The sequence below is a fragment of the Alphaproteobacteria bacterium genome (assembly GCA_041396705.1).
Taxonomy (GTDB): Bacteria; Pseudomonadota; Alphaproteobacteria; order CALKHQ01; family CALKHQ01; genus CALKHQ01.
In genome coordinates this window covers 210190-232837 of the sequence record JAWKYB010000004.1, presented here as the reverse complement: position 1 = coordinate 232837, position 22648 = coordinate 210190, and the positions used below count along the sequence as shown (strand labels likewise).

At 70.4% G+C, this 22648-nt stretch carries 17 protein-coding genes and 1 pseudogene; 10 read left to right on the top strand and 8 right to left on the bottom strand.

Features of this window, described 5'->3' with window-relative positions; all coding sequences use genetic code 11:
• The first annotated feature begins 4 nt into the window (after nucleotides 1-4).
• From R3F55_07190 to R3F55_07165, 6 genes are all read left to right on the top strand, one after another.
• Nucleotides 5-832: an ABC transporter permease gene (locus R3F55_07190; protein MEZ5667204.1), complete on the top strand. Its 828-nt coding sequence runs from the start codon at nucleotides 5-7 to the stop codon at nucleotides 830-832.
• A 9-nt stretch (nucleotides 833-841) separates the two neighbouring features.
• The gene (locus R3F55_07185; protein MEZ5667203.1) at nucleotides 842-1936 is read left to right on the top strand and encodes an ABC transporter ATP-binding protein; all 1095 of its coding nucleotides are present in this window, start codon (nucleotides 842-844) and stop codon (nucleotides 1934-1936) included.
• Between the two features lie 62 nt (nucleotides 1937-1998).
• The gene (locus R3F55_07180; GenBank protein MEZ5667202.1) at nucleotides 1999-4071 is read left to right on the top strand and encodes a hydantoinase/oxoprolinase family protein; all 2073 of its coding nucleotides are present in this window, start codon (nucleotides 1999-2001) and stop codon (nucleotides 4069-4071) included.
• Nucleotides 4068-5879, top strand: coding sequence for a hydantoinase B/oxoprolinase family protein (locus tag R3F55_07175; protein MEZ5667201.1), 1812 nt, complete (start codon nucleotides 4068-4070; stop codon nucleotides 5877-5879). The genes R3F55_07180 and R3F55_07175 overlap by 4 nt, the downstream gene beginning before the upstream one ends.
• Entirely contained in the window at nucleotides 5879-6688 is an 810-nt protein-coding gene (locus R3F55_07170) for an aspartate/glutamate racemase family protein (GenBank protein ID MEZ5667200.1), read from the top strand. Before R3F55_07175 ends, R3F55_07170 begins: the two co-directional genes overlap by 1 nt.
• Complete coding sequence (locus R3F55_07165) at nucleotides 6658-7671, top strand: ornithine cyclodeaminase family protein (GenBank protein ID MEZ5667199.1); 1014 nt, start codon at nucleotides 6658-6660, stop codon at nucleotides 7669-7671. The genes R3F55_07170 and R3F55_07165 overlap by 31 nt, the downstream gene beginning before the upstream one ends.
• Nucleotides 7672-7687: 16 nt before the next feature.
• Here the strand turns inward: R3F55_07165 and R3F55_07160 are convergent, their stop codons facing one another.
• Together R3F55_07160 and R3F55_07155 are read right to left on the bottom strand one after the other, a co-directional pair.
• Complete coding sequence (locus R3F55_07160; protein MEZ5667198.1) at nucleotides 7688-9487, bottom strand: hydantoinase B/oxoprolinase family protein; 1800 nt, start codon at nucleotides 9485-9487, stop codon at nucleotides 7688-7690.
• 12 nt (nucleotides 9488-9499) lie between these two features.
• Entirely contained in the window at nucleotides 9500-11575 is a 2076-nt protein-coding gene (locus R3F55_07155; GenBank protein MEZ5667197.1) for a hydantoinase/oxoprolinase family protein, read from the bottom strand.
• A gap of 116 nt (nucleotides 11576-11691) precedes the next feature.
• On the opposite strand from R3F55_07155, the gene R3F55_07150 reads away from it, so the two are divergent.
• Complete coding sequence (locus tag R3F55_07150; protein MEZ5667196.1) at nucleotides 11692-12339, top strand: isochorismatase family protein; 648 nt, start codon at nucleotides 11692-11694, stop codon at nucleotides 12337-12339.
• A gap of 24 nt (nucleotides 12340-12363) precedes the next feature.
• Here R3F55_07150 and R3F55_07145 read toward each other — a convergent pair whose 3' ends face one another.
• The 6 genes and pseudogenes from R3F55_07145 to R3F55_07120 all read right to left on the bottom strand — a co-directional run bounded on the left by R3F55_07145 (nucleotide 12364) and on the right by R3F55_07120 (nucleotide 17629).
• The gene (locus tag R3F55_07145; GenBank protein ID MEZ5667195.1) at nucleotides 12364-13668 is read right to left on the bottom strand and encodes a TRAP transporter large permease subunit; all 1305 of its coding nucleotides are present in this window, start codon (nucleotides 13666-13668) and stop codon (nucleotides 12364-12366) included.
• Between the two features lie 39 nt (nucleotides 13669-13707).
• Nucleotides 13708-14070, bottom strand: a pseudogene (locus R3F55_07140) (TRAP transporter small permease subunit).
• A 169-nt stretch (nucleotides 14071-14239) separates the two neighbouring features.
• Complete coding sequence (locus R3F55_07135) at nucleotides 14240-15373, bottom strand: C4-dicarboxylate TRAP transporter substrate-binding protein (GenBank protein MEZ5667194.1); 1134 nt, start codon at nucleotides 15371-15373, stop codon at nucleotides 14240-14242.
• A 65-nt stretch (nucleotides 15374-15438) separates the two neighbouring features.
• The gene (locus tag R3F55_07130) at nucleotides 15439-16311 is read right to left on the bottom strand and encodes an amidohydrolase family protein (protein MEZ5667193.1); all 873 of its coding nucleotides are present in this window, start codon (nucleotides 16309-16311) and stop codon (nucleotides 15439-15441) included.
• A complete protein-coding gene (locus R3F55_07125) occupies nucleotides 16308-16790 on the bottom strand; it encodes a MarR family winged helix-turn-helix transcriptional regulator (protein ID MEZ5667192.1) in 483 nt (160 codons plus the stop codon). The genes R3F55_07130 and R3F55_07125 overlap by 4 nt, the downstream gene beginning before the upstream one ends.
• A gap of 2 nt (nucleotides 16791-16792) precedes the next feature.
• Nucleotides 16793-17629, bottom strand: coding sequence for a crotonase/enoyl-CoA hydratase family protein (locus R3F55_07120; GenBank protein MEZ5667191.1), 837 nt, complete (start codon nucleotides 17627-17629; stop codon nucleotides 16793-16795).
• A gap of 118 nt (nucleotides 17630-17747) precedes the next feature.
• Here R3F55_07120 and R3F55_07115 point away from each other — a divergent pair, with 118 nt between their 5' ends.
• The 3 genes from R3F55_07115 to R3F55_07105 all read left to right on the top strand — a co-directional run bounded on the left by R3F55_07115 (nucleotide 17748) and on the right by R3F55_07105 (nucleotide 22350).
• Complete coding sequence (locus R3F55_07115) at nucleotides 17748-19607, top strand: feruloyl-CoA synthase (GenBank protein MEZ5667190.1); 1860 nt, start codon at nucleotides 17748-17750, stop codon at nucleotides 19605-19607.
• Between the two features lie 37 nt (nucleotides 19608-19644).
• Entirely contained in the window at nucleotides 19645-21339 is a 1695-nt protein-coding gene (locus R3F55_07110) for an acyl-CoA dehydrogenase family protein (GenBank protein MEZ5667189.1), read from the top strand.
• Nucleotides 21340-21639: 300 nt separating this feature from the next.
• Complete coding sequence (locus R3F55_07105) at nucleotides 21640-22350, top strand: Crp/Fnr family transcriptional regulator (protein MEZ5667188.1); 711 nt, start codon at nucleotides 21640-21642, stop codon at nucleotides 22348-22350.
• The last annotated feature ends 298 nt before the right edge of the window (nucleotides 22351-22648 follow it).

The following is a 22648-nucleotide window of genomic DNA, read 5'->3' as shown; positions in this document are numbered from 1 at the left end:
GCCGATGCAACACAAATACGGCAAGCGGCCTTGGACCTTCTACGTTCTGGCGACGGTGTTCGCGCTGTTCGTGCTGTTCCTCTACGGCCCGATGATCTCGATCTTCATCCTGTCGTTCCAGGGCCCGAACGGCGGCCTGGTCTTTCCGCTGAAGGACCCCGGCTTCCACTGGTTCGAGGCGCTGTTCGGCCAGGCGCGGACCGGCGACGTCGGCGGGGCCTTCTCGCGCACCCTGCCGCTGGCCTTCGTCGTCATGATCGTCACCGTGGTGGTCTCGGTCGCGGCCGGGCTGGCGTTCCGGCGCCGGTTCTTCGGTTCGACCGCGCTGTTCTACACCGCCCTCGCCAGCCTGATCATGCCCGGGCTGGTGCTCAGCATCGGCATCCTGATCACCTTCCAGTTCCTCGGCCTGCCGACGCGCTGGTTCTCGTCCGGCCTCGGCGCCCACCTGAGCTGGACGCTGCCGTTCGGGCTGCTGATCATGTTCGCGGTGCTGAGCCGGCTGAACCCGGCCTATGAGGAGGCGGCCTACGACCTGGGTGCGAACCGCTGGCAGCGTCTGACCCAGGTGGTCATACCGATCGTGCTGCCGGGCATCATCGCGGTTGCGCTGTTCGGCTTCACGCTGTCCTACGACGAGTTCCCGCGCAGCTGGGTCACCGTCGGTTCGCGCAACACGCTGCCGCTCGAGATCTACACGATGACGACCAATGTCACGTCGCCGGCGCTCTATGCCCTCGGCACGGTAACCACTGCGATCTCGTTCTGCGCGATCGCGCTCGCGCTGGGATCGATCGCCTATATCCGGCACCGGCGGCGGCAAGGGAACTGATCTGACGCGATGACCAAGCCAGGCGAAGTACAGCTCAAAGGCGTCACCAAGCAGTTTGGTGCGCTGACCGCGGTCGACAATGTCGACCTGACGATCGAGGGCGGCTCCTATTGCTGCCTGCTCGGCCCGAGCGGCTGCGGCAAGACGACGATCCTGCGCATGATCGCCGGCCACGAGAGCCCGACCAGCGGCGAGGTGACGATCGGCGGCCAGCCGGTGGTCGGCAAGGCGCCGGTCGAGCGCGGCACGGCGATGATGTTCCAGAGCTACGCGCTGTTCCCGCACCTGTCGGTGCTGGACAACGTCGCCTTCCGGCTGAAGATGCAGGGGATCGGCAAGGCCGAGCGCCGGGCCAAGGCGTTCGAGACCCTGCAGCGGGTGCAGCTCGACAAGCTGGCCGGCCGCATGCCGGCGCAGCTTTCCGGCGGGCAGCAGCAGCGCGTGGCGCTGGCCCGGGCGGTGATCACCAATCCCCGCGTCCTGCTGCTCGACGAGCCGCTGTCGGCGCTGGACGAGTTCCTGCGGCTGCAGATGCGCGGCGAGCTGCGGCAGATGCAGCGCGAGCTCGGCATCACCTTCATCCACGTCACCCACACCCAGCTCGAGGCGATCGCCGTGGCCGACCAGGTCGTGGTTATGGACCACGGCCATGTCGCGCAGACGTCGTCGGCGGTCGATGTCTATGCGCGGCCGAACAACGCCTATGTCGCGCGCTTCATGGGCGGCCAGAACGTCTTGCAGGGCGTGGTCGAGGCGCGCGCGGGCGCGCGCGTCACCCTGCGCGGCGCGCAGGGCCAGACCTACGAGTTCGACATCGGCGACGGCCGCGCCGCGGAAGGCGATCCGATGCAGATCTCCGTGCGCCGCGACCACACCACGCTGGCCAAGGGCGACGGCGGCCAGCCGGGGCCGAACTGCCTGCAGGGCACCGTGCGCGCGGTGGAATACCAGGGGACCTACGTCAAGGTGACGCTGTCCGTGCCCGGCGACGACGAGTTCGTCTCCTATGTCCCGGACGACCGGTATTTCGGGTCGCCGGTCGGCATCGGCGACGCGGTGACGGCCTCCTGGAGCGCCGATCAGGTCCACCTGCTGCACGGGTAGGCCTGGCACGCGCTTCGCACCGGCGAAGCCGGTCGCGACTGCAGCTTTGGGGGAGTGAGGACGTGCATCTGATCGGCGTCGACGTTGGCGGCACGTTCACCGACCTGATCTACACCGACACCGGCAGCGGGCAGACAGCCATCCACAAGGTCCCGACGACGACCGAAGACCCCTCGGTCGGCGCCATCGGCGCGATCGTCGCATTGTGCGAACGGGTCGGCATCGCGCCGGCCGCGGTGGGGGCCGTGTTCCACGGCACCACGATCGCCACCAACGCGGTGCTCGAGCACGACGGCGCCCGCACCGGCATGGTCACCAACCGCGGTTATCGCGACATCCTGCATATCGGACGCCACCAGCGCCCGCAGAACTATTCGATCATGCAGGACATCCCCTGGCAGGCGCAGCCGCTGGTCCGGCGCCGCCACCGGCTGGTGGTCGACGGGCGTATCGCCCCGCCGGACGGCCGCGTCCTGCATCCGCTGGACGAGGATGGCGTACGCCAGGCCGCGCGCAGGCTTCGCGCCGACGGCGTCGAGGCGATCGCCGTCTGTTTCCTGTTCTCCTACATCGACCCGGCCCACGAGCTCAGGGCCAGGGCCATCGTCGAGGAGGAGTGCCCGGACGCCTTCGTGGTCCACTCCGCCGGCGTGGCGCCGCAGTTCCGCGAGTTCGAGCGCTTCACCACCGCGGCGATGAACGCGTTCATCGGACCGAAGGTGCGGCGCTACGTCGCCAACCTGTCCGACGGGCTGCGTCGGGCCGGCCTCGATGCCACGCTGCACATCATGGGCTCGCACGGCGGCGCGCTGACGCCGTCGATGGTGACGCAGAACCCGGTGCTGACCCTGCTGTCGGGCCCGGCGGCCGGCGTCCACGGCGGCGCCTGGTCGGCCGGCGACCGGCGGCGACTGATCACGTTCGACGTCGGCGGCACCAGCGCCGACATCGGCATCGTCCGGGAGGGCAGGATCACCGAGGCCGCCGCCCGCGACACTGCCATCGGCGGCTTTCCCGTGCTGGTCCCGATGATCGACATCGAGACCATCGGCGCCGGCGGCGGCAGCATCGCCCATGTCGATCGCGGCGGTGCGTTCCGGGTCGGACCGCACAGCGCGGGTTCGACGCCGGGGCCGGCCTGCTACGGCAAGGGCGGGACCCGGCCGACGGTGACCGATGCCAATCTCGTGCTGGGCCGGCTCGATCCCGACCACTTCCTCGGCGGTGCCATGGCGCTCGACGCCGCCGCCGCGGAGCGGGTGATCGCCGAACTCGCCGACGCGCTCGGCCTGTCGCCATTCGAATGCGCCGCCGGCACGCTGACCATCCTCAACGCCAACATGGCCAACGCGATCCGCTCGCGCACGGTGCAGAAGGGGCTCGACCCGCGCGACTTCGCTCTGGTCGCCTTCGGCGGCGCCGGCCCGCTGCACGGTGCCGAGGTCGCCGAACTGCTCGGCATCCCCGAGGTCGTGATCCCGGCCCACCCCGGCATCACCTCGGCGGCGGGGTTGTTGACCACCGACCTGAAGTACGACGCGATCAAGACGGAATTCATGGCCGAGGGCGCCATCGACACGGCGCGGCTGGGGCGCGATTTCGACGAGCTGACCGCCGGGCTGGCAGCGCAGTTCGCCGCCGACGGGATCGGCCCGGAGGCGATCGCGCTGTCGCGCTCCGGCGAGCTGCGTTATGTCGGCCAGGGCTACGAGCTGCGCATCGCCTTCCCGCCCGGTCCGCTCGACGCGGCAGCGGTCGAAGCCGTCTTCGAAGCCTTCCACACCCGTCACCGGGCGGAATACGGCCATGCCTTCCGCGACAGCCCGATCGAGATCGTGAACATCCGGGTGGTCGGCAGCGGCGCCATGCCCAAGCTGACGCGGCGGCCGGCGGCGGTGACCAGCGCGCTCGCGCGCGCCAGGCTGCGTCAGGCCCGCTGCATGTTCCGCGTCGACGGCGCGCTGCAGGGCTTCGAGACCGGCTACTACGACCGGGCGGCGCTGCCGACCGGGGTCGCGCTGGCCGGGCCGGCGATCATCCTGCAGACCGACACGACGACCGTGGTGCCGCCGGGCTGGACCGTTACCGCCGACGAGGACGGCACCATGACGCTGCGAAAGGACCGACAGCCATGACATCGCATCCGGCGACCGCGCAACAGGGTCGCAACCGGATCGATCCGGTCACCGCCAGCGTGATCCAGGGCGCGCTGGAGAACATCGCGGTCGAGATGGGACACAAGCTGATGCGGATGTCCTATTCCTCGATCATCCGCGAGTCGGAGGATTTCGGCGCGGCGCTGACTGACGCGCGCGGCCGCCAGCTGTGCGAGACGCCGCAGAGCACGCCGCTGCAATCCGGCCCGATCCCCGGCTATGTCGAGGGCGTGCTGCAGCTGTTGGCCCAGCGCGGCGATGCCGTGGCGCCGGGCGACATCGTCATCCACAACTCGGCCTATCACGGTGCCTCGCACGGGCCCGACGTGGCGTTCCTGGTGCCGGTGTTCGTCGGCGACGGCCGGCTGGTCGGCTTCTCGGTCACGACGGCGCATCACCTGGACATCGGGGCGCTGAGCCCGGGCAGCTGCGGCATCGTCGATGCGATGGACGCCTATGCCGAGGGTCTGCAGATCAAGGCGCTGAAGCTGTACCGGCACGGCGAGCGCAACGAGGCGCTGTGGCAGATGCTGCGCGACAACATCCGGGCGTCCGACCTGGTGCTGGGCGACATGGAGGCCCAGATCGCCGCGGCACGGATCGGGGCGGAGCGGTTCGTTGCGCTGATCGACCAGTACGGCCTGTCCACGGTCGAGGCCGCCTACGAGGACCTGATGGACTATTCCGAGCGGCTGATGCGCGAGGCGATCGCCGCTCTGCCGGACGGCCGCTACAGCGCGCGCACCTACATCGACGGCTACGAGGACAGCGACGACCCGCGCCGGCGCGACCTGCCCATCCAGGTCACTGCCATCGTCGACGGTAGCGACCTGACGGTCGACTTCACCGGCACCGCGCCGCAGGTCGACGACCGGCCGATCAACATGCCGCTGAAGGGCACCACCGACTGCGCGGTCTGGCTGACCGTGCGCTCGATCCTGCTCGACACGGCAGTCCACGGCCCGATCCCGCAGAATTCCGGGCTGACCCGGCCCATCCGCATCGTCGCGCCGGAGCGCAGCCTGGTGAACCCGGCCTTCCCCGCGCCGACCATCGCGCGCTTCTGCGCCGGCAACCAGGCTGCCGACACCCTGATGAAGGCGCTGAGCCAGGTGGTGCCGCGGCAGGTCAGCGCCGGCGTCGGCAACCTGCATGTGGTGGCGTTCTCCGGCATCCACGACACCGGCCACTGGGTGCACATGGAGATCCACGAGGGCTGCTACGGCGGGCGCTTCGGCAAGGACGGCATGGATGCGGTCGACACGCTCTATGCCAACACCCGCAACAACCCGATCGAGGACATCGAATCCCACCTGCCGCTGCGGGTGAACCGCTACGAGTTGCGCGACGACGCCTGCCCGCCGGGCCGGTGGCGCGGCGGGATCGGCTCGATCCGCGAGTTCGAGTTCCTCGAGGCCGGCGGCGTCTCGGTCGAGGGCGAGGGTCACGTCTATGCGCCATGGGGCCTTGACGGCGGCAGCGACGGGCGGACGTCGGCGCTGAGCGTCAGCTCGGCGGTCCACGGCGACGCGCAGCTGCCGTCGAAGCTGCCGAACCGGGCGATGGCCGCCGGCGACCGCATCGTGATGACCGGGCCGTGCGGCGGCGGCTATGGCGACCCGTTCCGCCGCGACCCGGCCCAGGTCCTGGAAGACGTCCGCGATGGCTATCTGTCGCGGGACCGGGCGCGCACCGACTACGGCGTCGCCATCGCAGATGGGCCGGAACTGGACGAGGCCGCCACCCGGGCCCTGCGCAGCCACAACGATCCGGCGGGAGACGCGTGATGAAGATCAAGATCATCAATCCCAACACCACCGAGGCGATGACCCGGTCGATCGGCGAGGCCGGCCGCTCGGTGGCGCGCGAGGGCACCGAGATCGTCTGCACCAACCCCGAGTTCGGGCCGGAGAGCATCGAATCCTACTACGACGAGTACATGGCCGCGCCGGGCACCATCGACGAGGTGCTGAAGGGCGACCGCGACGGCTGCGACGCCTTCGTCATCGCCTGCTACGGCGACCCCGGCCTGCAGGGCGCGCGCGAGGCGACGGCGAAGCCGGTGCTGGGCATCGGCGAGGCCTCGCTCTACACCGCCTCGATGCTGGCGGCGCGCTTCTCGGTCGTCACCGTGATTCCGCGCATCCGCACGATGATCGAGGAGATGGTCGCCGGCTACGGCTTCGCCCACAAATGCGTCTCGGTGCGGACCACGCCCTACTACGTGCTCGACATCGAGCGCGACCCCGACGGCGCGCTGCAGGCGCTGCGCGACGAGGCGCGCCGCGCGATGGAGGAGGACACCGCCGAGGCGATCCTGCTCGGCTGCGCCGGCTTCGCCAGCTTCGCCGCCGACCTGGAGCGGGAGCTGGGCATTCCGGTGCTCGACGGCGTGGTGTGCGCGGTGAAGCTGGCCGAGGCGCTGGTCGACCTGGGCAAGGCGACCAGCCGGCATTTCACCTACCGGCCGCCGGAGGCCAAGCGGTTCACCGGCATGTTCCAGCGTTTCGGCAGCGGCTCGCCGGGGCAGTCCGGCGGACCCCAGCCGCCTGAAAGGGAAATCGGATGGAAAACTGGGCGAATCGCAAGACACTGATCCTCAGCCGCGCCGACATGACCGGCCTGCTGACGCCGGCCGAGTACAACGGCTGTGTCGAGCAGGCCTATCGCATGCACGGGGAAGGCCGGTTCTACATGGAACCGAAGGGTCACATCGTGCTCGATAAATACCCCGGCGAGTGGGAGGCGATGCCGTCCTACATCGAGGAGCCGGAGGCCGCGGCCTGCAAGTGGGTGTCGATCCGCGAGCGCAACCGCGAGCGCTTCGGGCTGCCGACGGTGTTCTCGATCCTGATCTACACCCACCCGGAGACCGGCTTCCCGCTGGCCATCGTCGACGGCAGCCACCACACCGTGATGCGTACCGGCTCGGCCGCCGCGGTTTCGGCGAAGTGGCTGGCGCGGCCCGACAGCAAGCGGCTGGCCATCGTCGGCGCCGGCCACATGGCCGAGGGCCCGCTGGCCACCTGCGACGCCGCCTTCAAGTGGGAGGAGGTGCGGGTCTGGAGCCGCAGCCAGGCGACGCTCGACCACTTCGTCGCCAGCCAGCAGCCGAACTACGACCGCTTCACGATCCGCGGGTCGACCGACCTGGAAGAGGTGGTCAGCGGCGCCGACGTCGTGGTCACGGTGACGCCGGCGCGCGGGCCGATCGTCAAGGACGCCTGGATCGCGCCCGGCACCCACATCGCCGCGGTCGGCGCCGACAAGGCCGGCGACCAGGAGCTGGAGCCGGCGATCCTGCAGCGGGCCCGCATCTTCGTCGACGACATCCGCCAGTGCCGCACCGACGGCGAGATCAACGTGCCGCTGCGCGACGGCCTGATCGCCGAGGCGGACATCGCCGGCGAGATCGGCGAGGTCGTTGCCGGCAAGAAGCCCGGCCGCACCGCGGACGACCAGATCACCGTGTTCGATTCGACCGGCATCGCGTTGCAGGATTCGGCGACGATTCCGCTGGAATACGCCCGCGCCGTCGCCGCCGGCGTCGGCATCGAGAAGAAGATGATCTCGACCTGACCGGGCCGACGGCCGCTCAGCCGGCGCGCGCGGCGCGCAGCGCGGCCCGCCGGACGGCGGTCGCCGCCGCGTCGACCGCCAGCGACTCGTCCTCGATGGCGCCGTGCAGCACGACGCCATAGATCCCGAATGCCTTGTCGCGACTCTCCCAGCCCTCCAGCACATCGACCAGCACGCGCTCGGGCTCGCGGTCGAGCGGGTCGCCGTAGCCGCCGCCGGCTGAATCGCGGCCGCGGATGCGTTGGCCGGGCTGCAGGCTGACGCGCGCCACATTCGGCAGCCGGCTCGGCTGGGCGCCGTCCTCGATCAGCCAGGTCTCGCCGGCGGTGCCGGCAAGGCCCCCTGCCACCCCGCGCGGCGCCGCGTGCTGGCCGTCGCAGGAGATGATCGAGGTCATTTCACCGTCGGTCGGGCCGTATTCGATCTGCTGTGCCGGCGCGCCGCGGCGACGGCCGGCGCCGGCGGAATCGGCGACCAGGCTGAGCGATTCCACCCGGATCGGATGCTTCAGTTCGTCGACCTCGACCGAATCCCGGTACATCAGGCCGGCGATCACCGGGATGGCGTAATTGACCCAGCCGTCGGCCTGCGGGCTGGCCGGGCCGCCGTTGGTCGACAGCATCAGCCGGTTGACATAGGCCTGCCCGCCGCGGCGCGGGTCGTGGCCGGAGATCACCGCCATGCCGGCGCCCAGCCCGGCACCGCCCTCCGACAGTCCCATGCCGTCGCCGAGCTGGGCGAAGGCCGACTGGGTGATGTTGACCAGCCGCTCGGCGACGTTGGTGGTCGCCACCGAGCAGGAGTGCGGGAATTTCGGCGCCGCCACCACGCTGTCCTCGGCATAGGTGAAGCCGAGCCGGCGGAAGGCGCCCTCGTTGCGCGGCAGGTCCTTGTCGAGCGCGTTGAACACCGCGCCGACGACGGCCGAGGTCGCGGCGCCCAGCGAGGTGTTGAGCCCGGCATCGACCGACGGCGGGTTGTCGGACAGGTCGATGTGGATGCGCGCATCGTCCGGGTCGATGTCGATCTTGACGGTCAGCTCGAGCCCGTCGGGCAGCACGCCTTCCAGCGGGTCCGAGCGACCCTTGTTGACCAGACTGGCCTTCGGCAGCCGGCGGATGTTGTCGATCATCCGCCGCTCGGAATAATTCAGCCACTCGGCCATGAACGCCTTGACCGTATCGCGGCCGTATTTCGCGCAGAACGCCTCCAGCCGGCGCTCGGCGATGCGGGCCGAGCCGAGGCCGGCCAGATAGTCGCCGTACCACTGGTCGGGCACCCGGATGCGCGCGCGACACATCCGCATGATGTCCTCGACGTTCTTGAAGTCGCGCTGGATGCGCACGCCGGGGAAGACCAGCGCACCTTCCTCGTAGACGTCGCGGGCGCGCACGAAATAGCTCGACGGGATCGAGTTGCCGATGTCGGCCATGTGGCACTTCGAGACCGCAGTGAACAGGTGCTCGCCCTCGAAGAACACCGGCACCATGAAGGTGTGGTCGGCCGGGTGGGTGTTGCCGCCATAGGGGTCGTTGTCGAGATAGGCGTCGCCGCGGCGGATGTCGTCGCCGTGATAGCGGCGCACGTTGGCGGTCTGGATGTGGCAGCCGAAGATGTGCACCGGCAGGCCCTCGGCCGAGGCCAGCAGCTTGTCGTCGCCGGTGACCAGGCAGCAGGAGAAATCGCGCGCCGACGAGATCACCGCGGAGCGGGCGGAGCGCAGCAGGGTGTTGGTCATTTCGCGCACGATGCCGTCGAGCCGGTTCGCCATCACCGACATCAGCACCGGGTCGAGCGCGGTCTCGGTCTGTGCCATCTCGGCCTCCCGTTACCTGCAGTCCAGGATGTAGTTGCCGGCGGCGCTCAGGGTCGCCGCCATGCCGGGGTAGACGACGATGGTGGTCGTCGGCTCCTCGATGATCGCCGGGCCGGCGATGGCGGCGCCGGCCCGCAGCGCCTCGCCGCGGAAGATCGGCGTGTCGATCCGTGTGCCGTCGCCGAAATAGCAGGCGCGCGCGGCCTCCGGCTCCGGCCGGTGACGGGCGTCGCTGGGCTCCGGTGCGGCCGGCGGCTCGAACGGCCGGATCGCGATCCGTCCCTTCCAGTTGACGCACTCGACCGGGCTGCCCTCGTCGCGCACCGCATAGACGCGGTCGTGGGTCTGGTGGAACGCCTCGACCAGCGCGGCGACGTCGCCGGCACCGTCGAAACGCGGCTTCGGCAGCGCCGTGTCCAGCTCCCAGACCTGGGCGCGATAGCGAGCCTCGACGAAGAACTCGATCGCGACCGCGGCGTGCGCCGAGATGGCCAGGCCGTCGCGGAACGCCCTCAGCTCGGCCTCGATCTCGTCGAGCGCTGCATTCACGCCCGCGGTGTCGAACGCGTTGCTGTCGACGAAACGGCTGCGGGTCGCCTCGAACACGATCGAGGAATAGTGCATGCCGCAGGCCGACAGCGCCGACGCGGTCCGCGGCAGGATCACCGTGGCGCAGCCCAGTTCGCGTGCGATCGGCATGATGTTGAATCCGGCGGCCCCGCCACCGGCGACGATCACGCTTTCGCGCGGGTTGAGGCCGTCGTTGACGGTGATCTCGCCGATCGCCTTGATCATCAGCTCGTTGGCGATGACCATGATGGCGAAGGCGGTCTCGTCGACGCCTTTGCCCAGGCTGTCCGCCAGCCTGCCCACCACCCGCTGCGCCGCGGCCGGGTCGAGCGCGATGCGCCCGCCGTTGAAGAAGGCCGGGTCGACATAGCCCAGCACCAGGGCCGCGTCGGTCACGGTGGGCTGGTCGCCGCCGCGGCCGTAGCAGGCCGGTCCCGGCACCGAGCCGGCGGAGCGCGGTCCCACTCTGAGCAGGCCGCCGGGGTCGATCCAGGCGATCGAGCCGCCGCCGGCGCCGATCGAGCGCACGTCGACGGTGGATGCGCCGATGATGTCGCCGAGCCAGCGCGGCCCGAGCCAGCTGTCGCGCGAATAGACCAGCTGGCCGTCGCGGACCAGCCCGACGTCGAAGGTGGTCCCGCCGGTGTCGCAGACGATGGCATCGCCGCCCATGCGCTCGGCCGCGCTGTAGGCCCGCCCGGCGACCGGCGCCATCGCCGGCCCGGATTTCAGCGTGTTGATCGGCCGCTCGACCAGCGACTCCACCTCCTGGCAGCCGCCGACCGAGGTGGAGATCAGCAGGTCGCCGGCGAACCCGGCCTGCTGCAGGTCGGTCTTCATCCGGGTCAGGTGGGCCTGCATCAGCGGCTTCAGCGACGCGTCGATGGCGGTCGCGGAGGCGCGGCGGTATTCGCGCAGGATCGGCGCCAGCCGGTGCGACAGCGTGTAGGGCACGCCCGGCAGCATCTCCTCGATCAGGCGGCCGATCGCCTCCTCGTGCGCGCTGTTGGCGATCGACCACAGCAGCGACACCGCGACCGCCTCGAACTTCCGTTCCCTCAGCGTCGTCAGCACGGCGCGCAGCTGGTCCCTGTTCAGCGGCCGCACCACCTCGCCGGCGCTGCCGATGCGCTCGTCGATCTCGAAGGTATGGCGGCGCGGGATGTAGGGCTGCGGATAGTCGTAGCTGTAGTCGTGCGGCCCGTGCTTGCCGCCCTCCTTGAACACCAGCATGTCGCGGAAGCCGGCGGTGGTCAGGAAGGCGCAGCGCGCGGTCTGGCGGGTGACGATCGCATTGGTCGCCCGCGTGGTGCCGTAGATCAGGATTTCGGTCTCGGCAAGCACGTCGGCGGGCGCGCGACCGACGGCGCCGGCAACGACGTCCAGCGCCGCGAACATGCCCTCCGAGATCCGCTCCGGCGTGGTCAGCGCCTTGCCGACATGAAACCGGCCGTCGGGGTCGAGAAGCACCATGTCGGTGAAGGTTCCGCCGGTGTCGACGGCAATGCGGTAGCTCATGGCTCGGCAAAATCCTTGCGGCGCGCAGTGGTGACGGCAGCTTGCCGCTTGACGGCCGATGCCCTCCGCCGTGCATGCTTCATTGCCGGCCACCGGGATGCAAGAAGGTATTCGCCATGAACTATGCGGAGCGCGGCTACGGGGACCAGGAGATCGGCTGGGGCCGACGGCCGGGCGTGGTCGTGGTGGATTTCCAGCGCGGCTTCACCGACCCGGCGTTCCGCATGGGCGGCGCGCCGATGATCGACGCCGCGGTCGAACGCACGGTCGCGGTGATCCGGGCGGCGCGCGCCGCCGGCGTGCCGGTCGCCGCCTGCGTGATGGGCTACGGCACCCGCGACGCGATGCCCTACTGGAAGATCACGCCGCTGCGCGAGGACCTGGTCGTCGGCCACCCGGCGGTCGAGCTCGACCCGCGCATCGCCGCGGCCGGACCCGACCTGGTCATCACCAAGACCGCACCCTCGATCTTCTTCAACACGTCGGTTGCGCAGTATTTCGTGCGCCAGCGGGTCGACACGGTGGTGGTCACCGGCTGCATCACCTCCGGCTGCGTGCGGGCGTCGGTGATCGACAGCTTCAGCCTCGGTTTCCGCACCATCGTCGCCGCCGATTGCGTCGGCGACCACGAGGAGGAGCCGCACCGGGCCAACCTGCGCGACGTCGAGCGGCGCTATGCCGACATCAGCGATTCCGCCGCGGTGATCGCCGCCTTCGACCGCCTGGGCGGCGCCAACGACCGCGGCACCGACCGCACCGAATAGCCGCGCGGCGACGCGTCCCTCCCCCTATCGCACCCACTGCGCCAGGAACAGGATCAGGTCCGGCACGGCCACGATGATCGCAACGATCGCCAGGTCGGCCAGCAGGAACGGGATCACGCCGCGGAAGATCTGCACCAGGCTGGCATAGGCGCCGGCGACGTTGCGGATGACGAAGACGTTGAGCCCGACCGGCGGCGTGATCATCCCGATCTCCAGCAGCTTCACCACCAGCACGCCGAACCAGACCAGGCTGATCCCCTCGGCCTTGAACACCGGCAGCAGCACCGGCAGCGTGACCAGCAGCGCGCCGAACGGCTCCATGAACATGCCGAGGGCCAGGTAGATCAGCACCACCACGACCATCAGCTCGACATAGCCGACGTCGGCGCCGCCGACCACGGACGTCAGGAAGCCAGAGAGCCCGGTCATGCCGAGGAACCGCGTGAACATCGAGGCGCCGACGCCGATGATGAACAGCGACGCCGTCGTCATCAGCGTCTCCATCAGCGAGGTCTGCACCACCTGCCGGTTCAGCCGGCCGGTGACCGACGCGATGACGATGGCGCCGAGCGCGCCGACCGCGCCGGCCTCGGTGGCGGTGAAGAACCCCGAGAACAGCCCGCCGAACACCAGCGCCACCAGCGCCAGCACCGGCCAGACCCGCTGCACCGCTTCCGCCGGCGACATGTGGACGTCGCCGACCGGCTTGCGCGGGGCCACGTCGGGCCGCAGCCAGCAGGTCAGCAGCACCACCGCCGAATAGCCGATCGCGGTCAGCACACCGACCGATATGCCGCCGACGAAGACCTTGGTGATCGAGGTCTCGGCGAACACGCCGTAGACGATCATCAGGATCGACGGCGGGATCAGCGCGCCGATGGTGCCGCCGGCCGCGATCGAGCCGCAGGCGAAGCTGGGCCGATAGCCCGCGCGCACCATTTCCGGGATCGCGATCCGGCCCATCGCCGCGGCGCAGGCCAGGCTCGACCCGCAGACCGCCGCGAAGCCCGAGCAGGCGAAGATCGAGGCGATGGCCAGCCCGCCCGGAATGCGGCGCAGCAGCACCTTCGCCGCCTCGAACAGGCCGCCGGTCAGCCCGGCATGGAAGGCGACGAAGCCCATCAGCAGGAACATCGGCACCGCGCTCAGCGTCCAGTTGGCGACGAAGCTGTACGGGGTGGACGAGACGATGCCGAAGGCGGGCGTCCAGCCGATCATGCTGGCGATGCCGCCGAACGAGACGGCGATCAGCGCCAGCGCCACCGGCACGCGCAGCACCAGCAACGCCAGCAGGGCGCCGAGCCCGTAGAAGCCGGTCTCCAGGCTCACGCCGGCTGCCGTTCGATCGCGCGCCCGCTGGCGCTCGAGCACCCTGAGCAGGGCCGCCAGCCCGGCCAGCGCAAAGCCGAGCGGCGGCAGGAAATAGGATGGCCAGACCGGCACCTCGACATTGAGCGCCAGCACGAACGACCGGCTTTCGAAATTGTCGAGCGCGACCAGCCAGGTGGTGTAGGCCAGCACGCCGTAGATCGCGGCGACCAGCAGCGCGACCGCGGTGTCGGATACGCGCTTCACGACCGCCGGCATGATGCCGTCGAACAGTTCGATCGCGATCATGCCGTGGCGACGCTCGACCCAGGCCAGGGGCAGGAACGCGACCAGCACCATGTAGTAGCTGGACACGATCTCCACCGTGGCCGGTACCGGCGCGGAAAAGGCGGTGCGCAGCACCCGTCGGCGCAGACGTGCAGCATCATCACCACCACGCCGAGCGCCGCGCCGAGCGCCAGCAGGCGTGCGATCCGGTCGCACGCCTGCCCGATCCGTTCAGCGAGACGGTCCATAGCGTCGCTCGTGGGCGCAGGGCCGGGCGCGGGGTCCCGCCCTGCCCGCCCGCGCCTCAGAGGCCGTAGGACGCGAGGTCGACCTTGTCCCAGACCTCGGCCTGCAGCCGCGCCTTCAGCGCGTCGGGATCGTGGTCGACCTCCTCGACGATCGCGGTCCACTTGTCGACCAGCCCGAGGAAACGGGCGACGCTGGCCTCGGCATCGGCGATCCCGTAACGCTCCTGCGAGATCGCGACGACGGTCGCCTGGTCGGCCTTGGCGAAGGCCTCCGATGCCTCGACCAGGGCGGCATCCGGCTCGATGAACTCGATCCCGGCCTCATGCGCGGCGGCGAGCGCCTCGGCGGGCATGTCGTAGCCCCAGCGCTGCGACATGTCGACGTTGGCGCGGTTGGCCGCGCGGGTCAGCGCGGCGCGATCCTCGACGCTCAGGCTCGCCCAGACCGGGCCGGCAATCGTGAAGTTCGATGTCGCGTGATAGGTGCCGAGCTGCAGCGTGGTGACGGAGGTGACCAGTTCGACCAGGCGGAACGACAGCAGGTCGGCGACCGAGGCCATGGTGCCGTCGATCACGCCCTGCGACATCGATTCGAACGTGTCCAGCACCGAGATGTTGGCTGGGCTGGCGCCGAAATGCTCCGCCCAGCGCGAGAACGGCGCGCCGCCGCTGCGCAGCCGCAGCCCTTCGAGGTCGGCCGCGCCGTGCACCGGCTTGGTGGTCAGCAGCGCATAGACGTCGGACGAGCCCGAGCCGAGATAGACCACCCCGAACTGGGTCAGCTCGGCCTGGCACGGCCCACAGGTGACCATGTACTCGGTCATGGCCGCGGCCATCGCATGGGCGTCGCGGCCGGCCAGCGCCAGCTCGCCCGCCAGCGACATGTTGGGCAGCTCGGCCGGGAAGTACAGCGGCAACAGGTTGCCGATCTCCGCGATCTGGCTCTGCAGCGCCTCCTTCATCTGGCCCAGGTTCACCACCTCCGGCCCCAGGATCTGGGCGGTCAGCCGGCCTTCCGACTCCTCGGGCAGATACTCGGCCAGCTTGGCATAGAGGTGGCTGTAGGCCGGGTGTGCCGGCGGCGCGGCAGGCGCGATGCGCAGCTCGCGCGTCTGCGCCTGGGCTGCCGCCAGGCCGGCGCCAAGCGCGATCGCCGCCGCCGCGGCCACGGTCAACAGATGCCTTTTCATCTCGATTTCCTCCCTTGCTTGGGTCAGTCGTCGTTGGCTTCGACCTTGTTTTCGTTGGTGCCGTCCTAGAGGCCGAGCAGCCTCCGGGCGTTGTCTTTCAGGATCAGGGGGCGGACCTCGTCGCGGATGGCGATGTCCGCGAAGTCGGCCAGCCAGCGGTCCGGCGTGATCGCCGGCCAGTCGGAGCCGAACAGCACCTTGTGCTTCAGCAGCGTGTCGGCATAGCGGACCAGGATCGGCGGGAAATACTTCGGCGACCAGCCCGACAGGTCGATATAGACGTTGGGCTTGTGGGTCGCGACAGACAGAGCCTCCTCCTGCCAGGGAAAGGAGGGGTGGGCCAGGATGATCGGCATGTCGGGGAAGTCGGCAGCGACGTCGTCGAGATGGATCGGGTTGGAGTATTTCAGCCGCATGCCCATGCCGCCGCGCATGCCGGCGCCGACCCCGGTCTGGCCGGTATGGAACAGGGCGATGGCCCCCGCCTCCGCGATCGCCTCGTACAGCACATAGGCGCCGCGGTCGTTCGGGTAGAAGCCCTGCATCGTCGGGTGGAACTTGAAACCGCGCACGCCGAACTCGCGCACCAGCCGGCGCGCCTCGCGCGCGCCGGTCCGCCCCTTCGCCGGGTCGATCGAGGCGAACGGGATCATCACGTCGGCGTTGTCGGCCGCGATGCGCGCCACCTCCTCGTTGGCATAGCGGCGAAAGCCGGTGTTGCGTTCGGCATCGACCGGGAAGATCACGCAGCCGATGCTCCGCTCGCGGTAGTAGGCGGCGGTCTGCTCCACCGTCGGCAGCTGCCCGGCGCCGGCCGGGTTGCGGAAATACTTGGCCATCCCGGCCTGGAACTCGTCGTAGCCGTCGTCGCGCGGCCCGCAGCACGGCTCCTCGGCGTGGGTGTGGATGTCGAGCGCGACCAGGGCGTCGACGTTCATGCCGCCCCTCCCCGTTCGAGCCCGGCCAGCTTCTGCAACAGCCGGCGCAGTTCGTCCTGCTCCGGCTGGGTCAGCCGGCTGAGCGGATGCTCGTGCACGGCGAAGAACGCTGCCTTGTGGCCTTCGACGAAGTCGCGCCCGGCGGCGGTCAGGCTCAGTTCGACGGCGCGGCGGTCGTCGTCGGGCACCACCCGCGCCACGAAGCCGCGATCCTCGAAGCCGCGCACCAGCTTGGTCATGTGGGCCGGCTTGATCAGCAGTTCCTGCGCCAGCACGCCCTGGCGCACGCCGGGATTGCGCAGGATCAGCCACAGCACCGAGAACTCGCCGGGCCTGAGCCCGAGGTCGCCGACCTGCGCGTAGAACTGCTCGAAGATCTTCAACTGGCCGATGCGGATCAGAAAGCCGAGCGATTCGCGCAGCGGGCCATAGTCGAGGGCATCGTCCCGCACCAGCGTCTGCACCCCGCCGTCGCGCACGGTCAGGCCTCCTGCGGGCCGGTCAGCTTCGCCGCGCGCTTCTCGAGGAACGCGCGCAGCCGCTCCCGCGCCTCGGGGCTTTCCGTGGTGAAGGCGGAGACGAAGGATTCGACGAACAGCCCGTCGTCCCGGTTCATGTCGCGGATCCGCGGCAGCGCGTTGACGATCGCGTAGTTCGACATCGCCGAGTTGGTCGCAGCCGCGCGCGCCAGTGCGGTCGCCTTGTCGAGCGCGCCACCGGGTTCGACCACATATTGCACCAGGTTCCAGCGCTCCGCGTCGTCGGCGGAGACGGTGCGGCCGGTCAGCATCATGTCGGTCATCCGCGCCACGCCGATCAGCCTGGCCGTGCGGACCGAGCCGCCGCCGCCGACGAAGATGCCGCGCTGGCCCTCGGGCAGGGCGAAGAAGGCCGACCGGTCGGCGACGCGGATATGGGTCGCGGAAGCGAGCTCGACGCCGCCGCCGACCACGGCGCCGTGCAGGGCGGAAACCCACGGGATGCTGCCCTGCTCGATCATGGTGAAAACGGTGTGCCAGCGCTGCGAGCCGCGCACCGCCTCGATCTGCGAGCGGGTGACGTGTTCGGCCAGATCGAGGCCGGCGCAAAAGTTGCTGCCGTGGCCGAACAGCACCGCCGCCCGCGCCTCTGCCTCCGCCCGCTGCACGACGGCAGCCAGCCGCTCCACCACCTCGTCGTTGATCGCGTTGCGCTTCTGCGGCCGGTTCAGGCCGACGAACGCGATGTCGTCGCGCAGCGCGTAGCTGACCGGTGCGGCGTCGGCCGCAGTCTCGGCGCTCGCATCCACCGCATGCAGGCCGACCTGACGCTGGGGCATGGACCAGCCCTTGACTAGTTTCCTTGGATAATGTTTCCATGAAAACAGAAGGGGTCGGGCCCGTCAAGCCCGCACTCGGAGCCGCGCTCGGCAAAGGACGGCACAGGGAGGCACCGCGATGGCGCAGTCCGCGCTGCGCACGGCCAGGCTTTGGACGCCCAGCGTCCGCATGCAGGAGCGGGCCGACGGCGCGGTGCTGGTGTGGCAGGACGATCCGCTCGGCCCCTATCCCGATCGGCTCACCGACCGGCTGATCCACTGGGCGACGGTGGCGCCGGCGCGGCCCTGGCTGGCGCAGCGCGACGGGTCCGGCGTTTGGCGCAAGGTCGGCTATGGCGAGGCGCTGGACATCGTGCGGCGCATCGGCCAGGCGCTGCTGGACCGCGGGCTTTCGGTCGAGCGCCCGCTGCTTATCCTGTCGGAGAACGACATCGAGCACGCCCTGATCGCGGTCGCCGCCCAGCATGTCGGCGTGCCCTCCGCGGCGGTCTCCCCCGCCTATTCGCTGATCTCGACCGATTTCGCCAAGCTGCGTGACATCGCGGCACAGGTGACTCCCGGCCTGGTTTTCGCCGCCGACGGCGCGCGCTATGGCCGGGCAATCGACGCGGCGATCGACCCGCGGGTGCCGATCGTGACCGCCGTCGCCCCGCCTGTGGGGCGGCGCCACATCGCCTTCGCCGAACTGGCATGCACGCCGGCCGGCGAAGCCGTCGACCGCGCCCATGCCGCGACCGGCCCGGACACCATCGCCAAGTTCCTGTTCACCTCGGGCACCACCGGCGCGCCCAAGGCGGTCATCCAGTCGCAGCGGCTGATCTGCTCGAACCAGGAAATGGTGGCCAGCTGCTATGCCTTCATGCGCGACGAACCGCCGGTGGTGGTCGACTGGGCGCCCTGGAACCACACCGCCAGCGGCAACAAGGTGTTCAACATGGTGCTGTACAACGGCGGCACCTACTACATCGACGAAGGCAAGCCGACGCCGGCCGGGATCGAGGCGACCATCCGCAACCTGCGCGAGGTGTCGCCGACCTGGTACTTCAACGTGCCGGCCGGTTACGAGGCGCTGGTGGCGGCGATGGAGCAGGACGCCACCCTGCGCCGCAGTTTCTTCCGCGACCTGCGGATGATGATGTACGCCGGTGCCGGCATGGCCCAGCACACCTGGGACCGGCTGTCGGCGCTGGCGGAGCGGACGCTGGGACACCGGGTGCTGCTGGCCACCGGCCTGGGCGCTACCGAGACCGGCCCGTTCGCGCTGATGTGCACCGACGAGCAGCAGACGCCCGGCAACGTCGGCATCCCTGCCCACGGCGTGACGCTGAAGCTGGTCCCGCAGGGCGACCGCCTGGAGGCGCGGGTGAAGAGCCCCGCCAACACCCCCGGCTACTGGCGCAACCCGGCATTGACCGCAGAAGCATTCGACGACGAGGGCTTCTACCGGCTGGGCGATGCGCTGCGCTTCGCGGTACCCGGCGACGCGACCAAGGGTTTCCTGTTCGACGGCCGCATCGCCGAGAACTTCAAGCTGCGCACCGGGTCCTTCGTCGCGGTAGGCCCGTTGCGTGCGGGGCTGATCGACGCGCTCGGCGGCCTGGCCCGGGATGCCGTGATCGCCGGCGAGGATCGCGCGGAGCTCGGCGCGCTGTTGATTCCGGCCATGCCTGCGCTGCGCGCCCTGATTGCCGACGGCAGCGAACGCGACGACGCCGCGGTACTGGCTCACCCGCGGGTGCGCAGCCGCCTCGCCGCGCTGCTGGCGGCCCACGCCGCCACGGCGACCGGCTCGTCGAACCGGATCGCGCGGGCGCTGTTCCTGGCCGAGCCGCCGTCGCTGGACAAGGGCGAGATCACCGACAAGGGCTCGATCAACCAGCGGGCGGTGCTGCGCCACCGCGCGTCGCTGGTCGATGCGCTCTACCGCGACGACGACCCGCGCGTCGTCCGGCCTGCCGACGCCGACGCGGCCGCATGACCGCGTGCGGCGGCGGCGGACCGGTACGATAGCCGGCATGGCCCGCTATGCCGATCAGGCCGCGCAGACGGTCCGGCGGCTGCTGGCGACCCCCGGCTGGCGCCGGATCGCCGCCCTGCGTCCGGAACTCGATGCCGAAACGGTGACCCTGGCGGTCGACGCGGCGGCCGGTCTCGCCGAGCAGACCCTGGCCCCGCTCGACCCGGTTGCCGACCGCCAGGGCTGCAGGCTCGACCGCGGCCGCGTCGTCACGCCGGACGGCTATGGCGCGGCCTGGCGCACGCTGGCGCGGGCCGGCTGGATCGGCATCGACCTGCCGGAGATCCACGGCGGCCAGGGGCTGCCGCTGGCGCTGCAGGCGGCCTGCCAGCCGCTGCTGGACCGCGCCTGCCCCGCCTTCATGATGGCGGCGGGCGCCAGCCGCTGCGCCGCGCGCCTGCTTGCGGCGGTCGCGGACGCCGACACCGCGCGCGACTGGATTCCGATGCTGGTCGCCGGCGCTTGGGCGGCGACGATCTGCATCTCCGAGCCGGACGCGGGCTCCGACGTCGGCCGCATCCGCACCGCCGCGCGCCGTACCGCCGACGGCTGGCGCGTCACCGGCACCAAGACCTGGATCTCGTTCGGCGACCACGACCTGGCCGAGCGGATCGGCCACTGCCTGCTCGCCCGCTCCGGCTCGGATCCGGGCACGCGCGGCCTCAGCCTGTTCCTGGTCCCGGACCGCCACCCCGACGGCACGCGCAACGGCGTGACCGTCGAACGGATCGAGGAAAAGATGGGCCTGCACGGATCGCCGACATGCACGCTGCGGTTCGCGGACGCCCAGGCCGTGCCGCTCGGCACGGAAGGGCGCGGCCTTGCCGCCCTGTTCGCGATGATCGCGCCGATGCGCCTGCTGACCGGCTGCCAAGGCCTGGGCATCGCATTCGGCGCCCATGCGGTCGCGCGCCGCTATGCCGGCGAACGCCGCCAGGGCGGCGCGCCGGACGCGGAGCAGCCGCCGATCGCGAGCCACGACGACGTGCGTCGCCAACTGATCGCGATCGAAAGCGATATCGCCATCCTGCAGGCGGCGACGCTGGAACTGGCAACGGCGATGGACCTGGCGGACAGCGAGCCCGATCCCGACGCGCGCACCGCCCATGCCGCGGCGGCGGCCTGGATGCTGCCGCTGATCAAGACATTCGGCGCCGAAACCGGCTTCAACGCCGCCAGCGCCGCGATCCAGCTGCTGGGCGGCGCCGGCTATACCCGCGAGTGGCCGGTCGAGCAGGCGCTGCGCGATTCCCGGGTGCTGACCATCTACGAGGGCACCACCGGCATGCAGGCGCTGGATTTCCTGAAACGCCGGCATTGGGCCGATGGCGGAGCCGGACTCGCCACGGTGCTGGCCCGCATGCGGCAGGAGATCACCGCATGTCGCGCGGTCGCGCCCGCCGCGGCCGACGCCGCGGCCATCGTCGATGCGTTCGCGGCGCTGGCCGCAGAGATGCTCGGCCGGCGCGACACGCCGCGACGCGGCGAATACGGCGCCGACGGGTTCCTGCGCGCCGGCTGGCTGTGCATGTCGGCGTGGATGGCCGCCCGGCTCTGCGCCGGCGACACGGCCGGCGACCGCAGGCTCGGCGCATTCAGGCTCGCCACGCTGGCCGACGACCTGGCCCAGGCCGCGGCACGATGCCGGACCGACTCCGCCCTGGCCGACGGCCATTTCGCCGACGCCGGCTGAGTCGGACGCGCATACACCCGTAGTCTCCACCCGCCGGACGCCGACCGTGGGTTGACCGCCGGCGGCCCACTGCCAGCACTGGCTGCAGGTCCCGCGCCGATTCGGTCGGCATCGACCGATTCTGGGCGTTACGACACTCGACATTCCGGTCCGCAACCGCAATTCTGCAGCACTGCGATGCGGCACGGCGCGCCCTGCCGTCGACCGCGAGCGGCGGGTCGCGCCGCCGGCACCCCCGAACCGGTCCGGCCGGGACCCGGGCCGGCGCGGGGACCGCGAGGCAGAGGGCTCGATGCACGCATGAAAAACCCGGTGCCCGCCACGTCCTACCCGATGCTGCGCAACATCGCACTGTTCGCCGACCTGTCCGATTCGGCACTGGGCGACATCGCCGAGCGCACCACCTGGGCGCGCTACGACCGGCGCCAGCAGATCGTGGGCGAAGGCGACAGCACCACCGACGTGTTCTTTGTCATCGAGGGCACGATCGAGGCCAAGAGCTTCTCGGCCCAGGGCAAGGAAGTGACCTATTCCGAGACCGGGCAAGGCGGGCTGTTCGGCGAGTTCTCCGCCATCGACGGCGAGCCGCGGTCCGCCACCATCATCGCCACCGAGCTCAGCCTGGTGGCTCGCATGACGGCCGCCGATTTCCTGGCCGCGCTGCTGGCCAACCCCGAGCTGCACATGCGGCTGACCGAGCTTCTGGTGATGAAGGCGCGCGCGATGAGCCGGCGCATCTTCGAGTTCAGCACCCTGGCGGTGCGCAACCGGATCCACGCCGAGCTGCTGCGGCTGGCCAAGGCCGATGCGGCTGCGGACAACACCGCGGTGATCGAGCCCGCGCCGACACATCACGAGCTGGCCACGCGGGTGAGCACCCACCGCGAGGCGGTGACCCGCGAGCTGAACCAGCTGTCGGCCAAGGGCATATTGAAGGCGGCCAAGCGCCAGATCCTGATCACCGACGTCCAGCGCCTCCAGGACCTGGTCGAAGAACCGTCGTTCGACTAGCGCGGTCCGACAGCTCCAGCCCGGCGCTGCGCGGGACCGGCGAGAATCCCGGTTTCCACCACGTGCCTTTCGACAGCGATTCCCCGCGCAATGTGCGAAAACTCACATTCAGCGCGCGACCCACATTTCAGGATGGTCATGTCGCAACGGCACACTCTCGCATGCCGCTGCGGCGGCAGGCGGACCGCCTCCCTAGCCCGCAGAAGGCAAGGAGCCGCCGACCAGACAGGGGGACGTCATGCCGGCAGTGCGTGCGCAATATTCCCTTCGCGACCGTCACGGCCAGACCGCGGCCAGC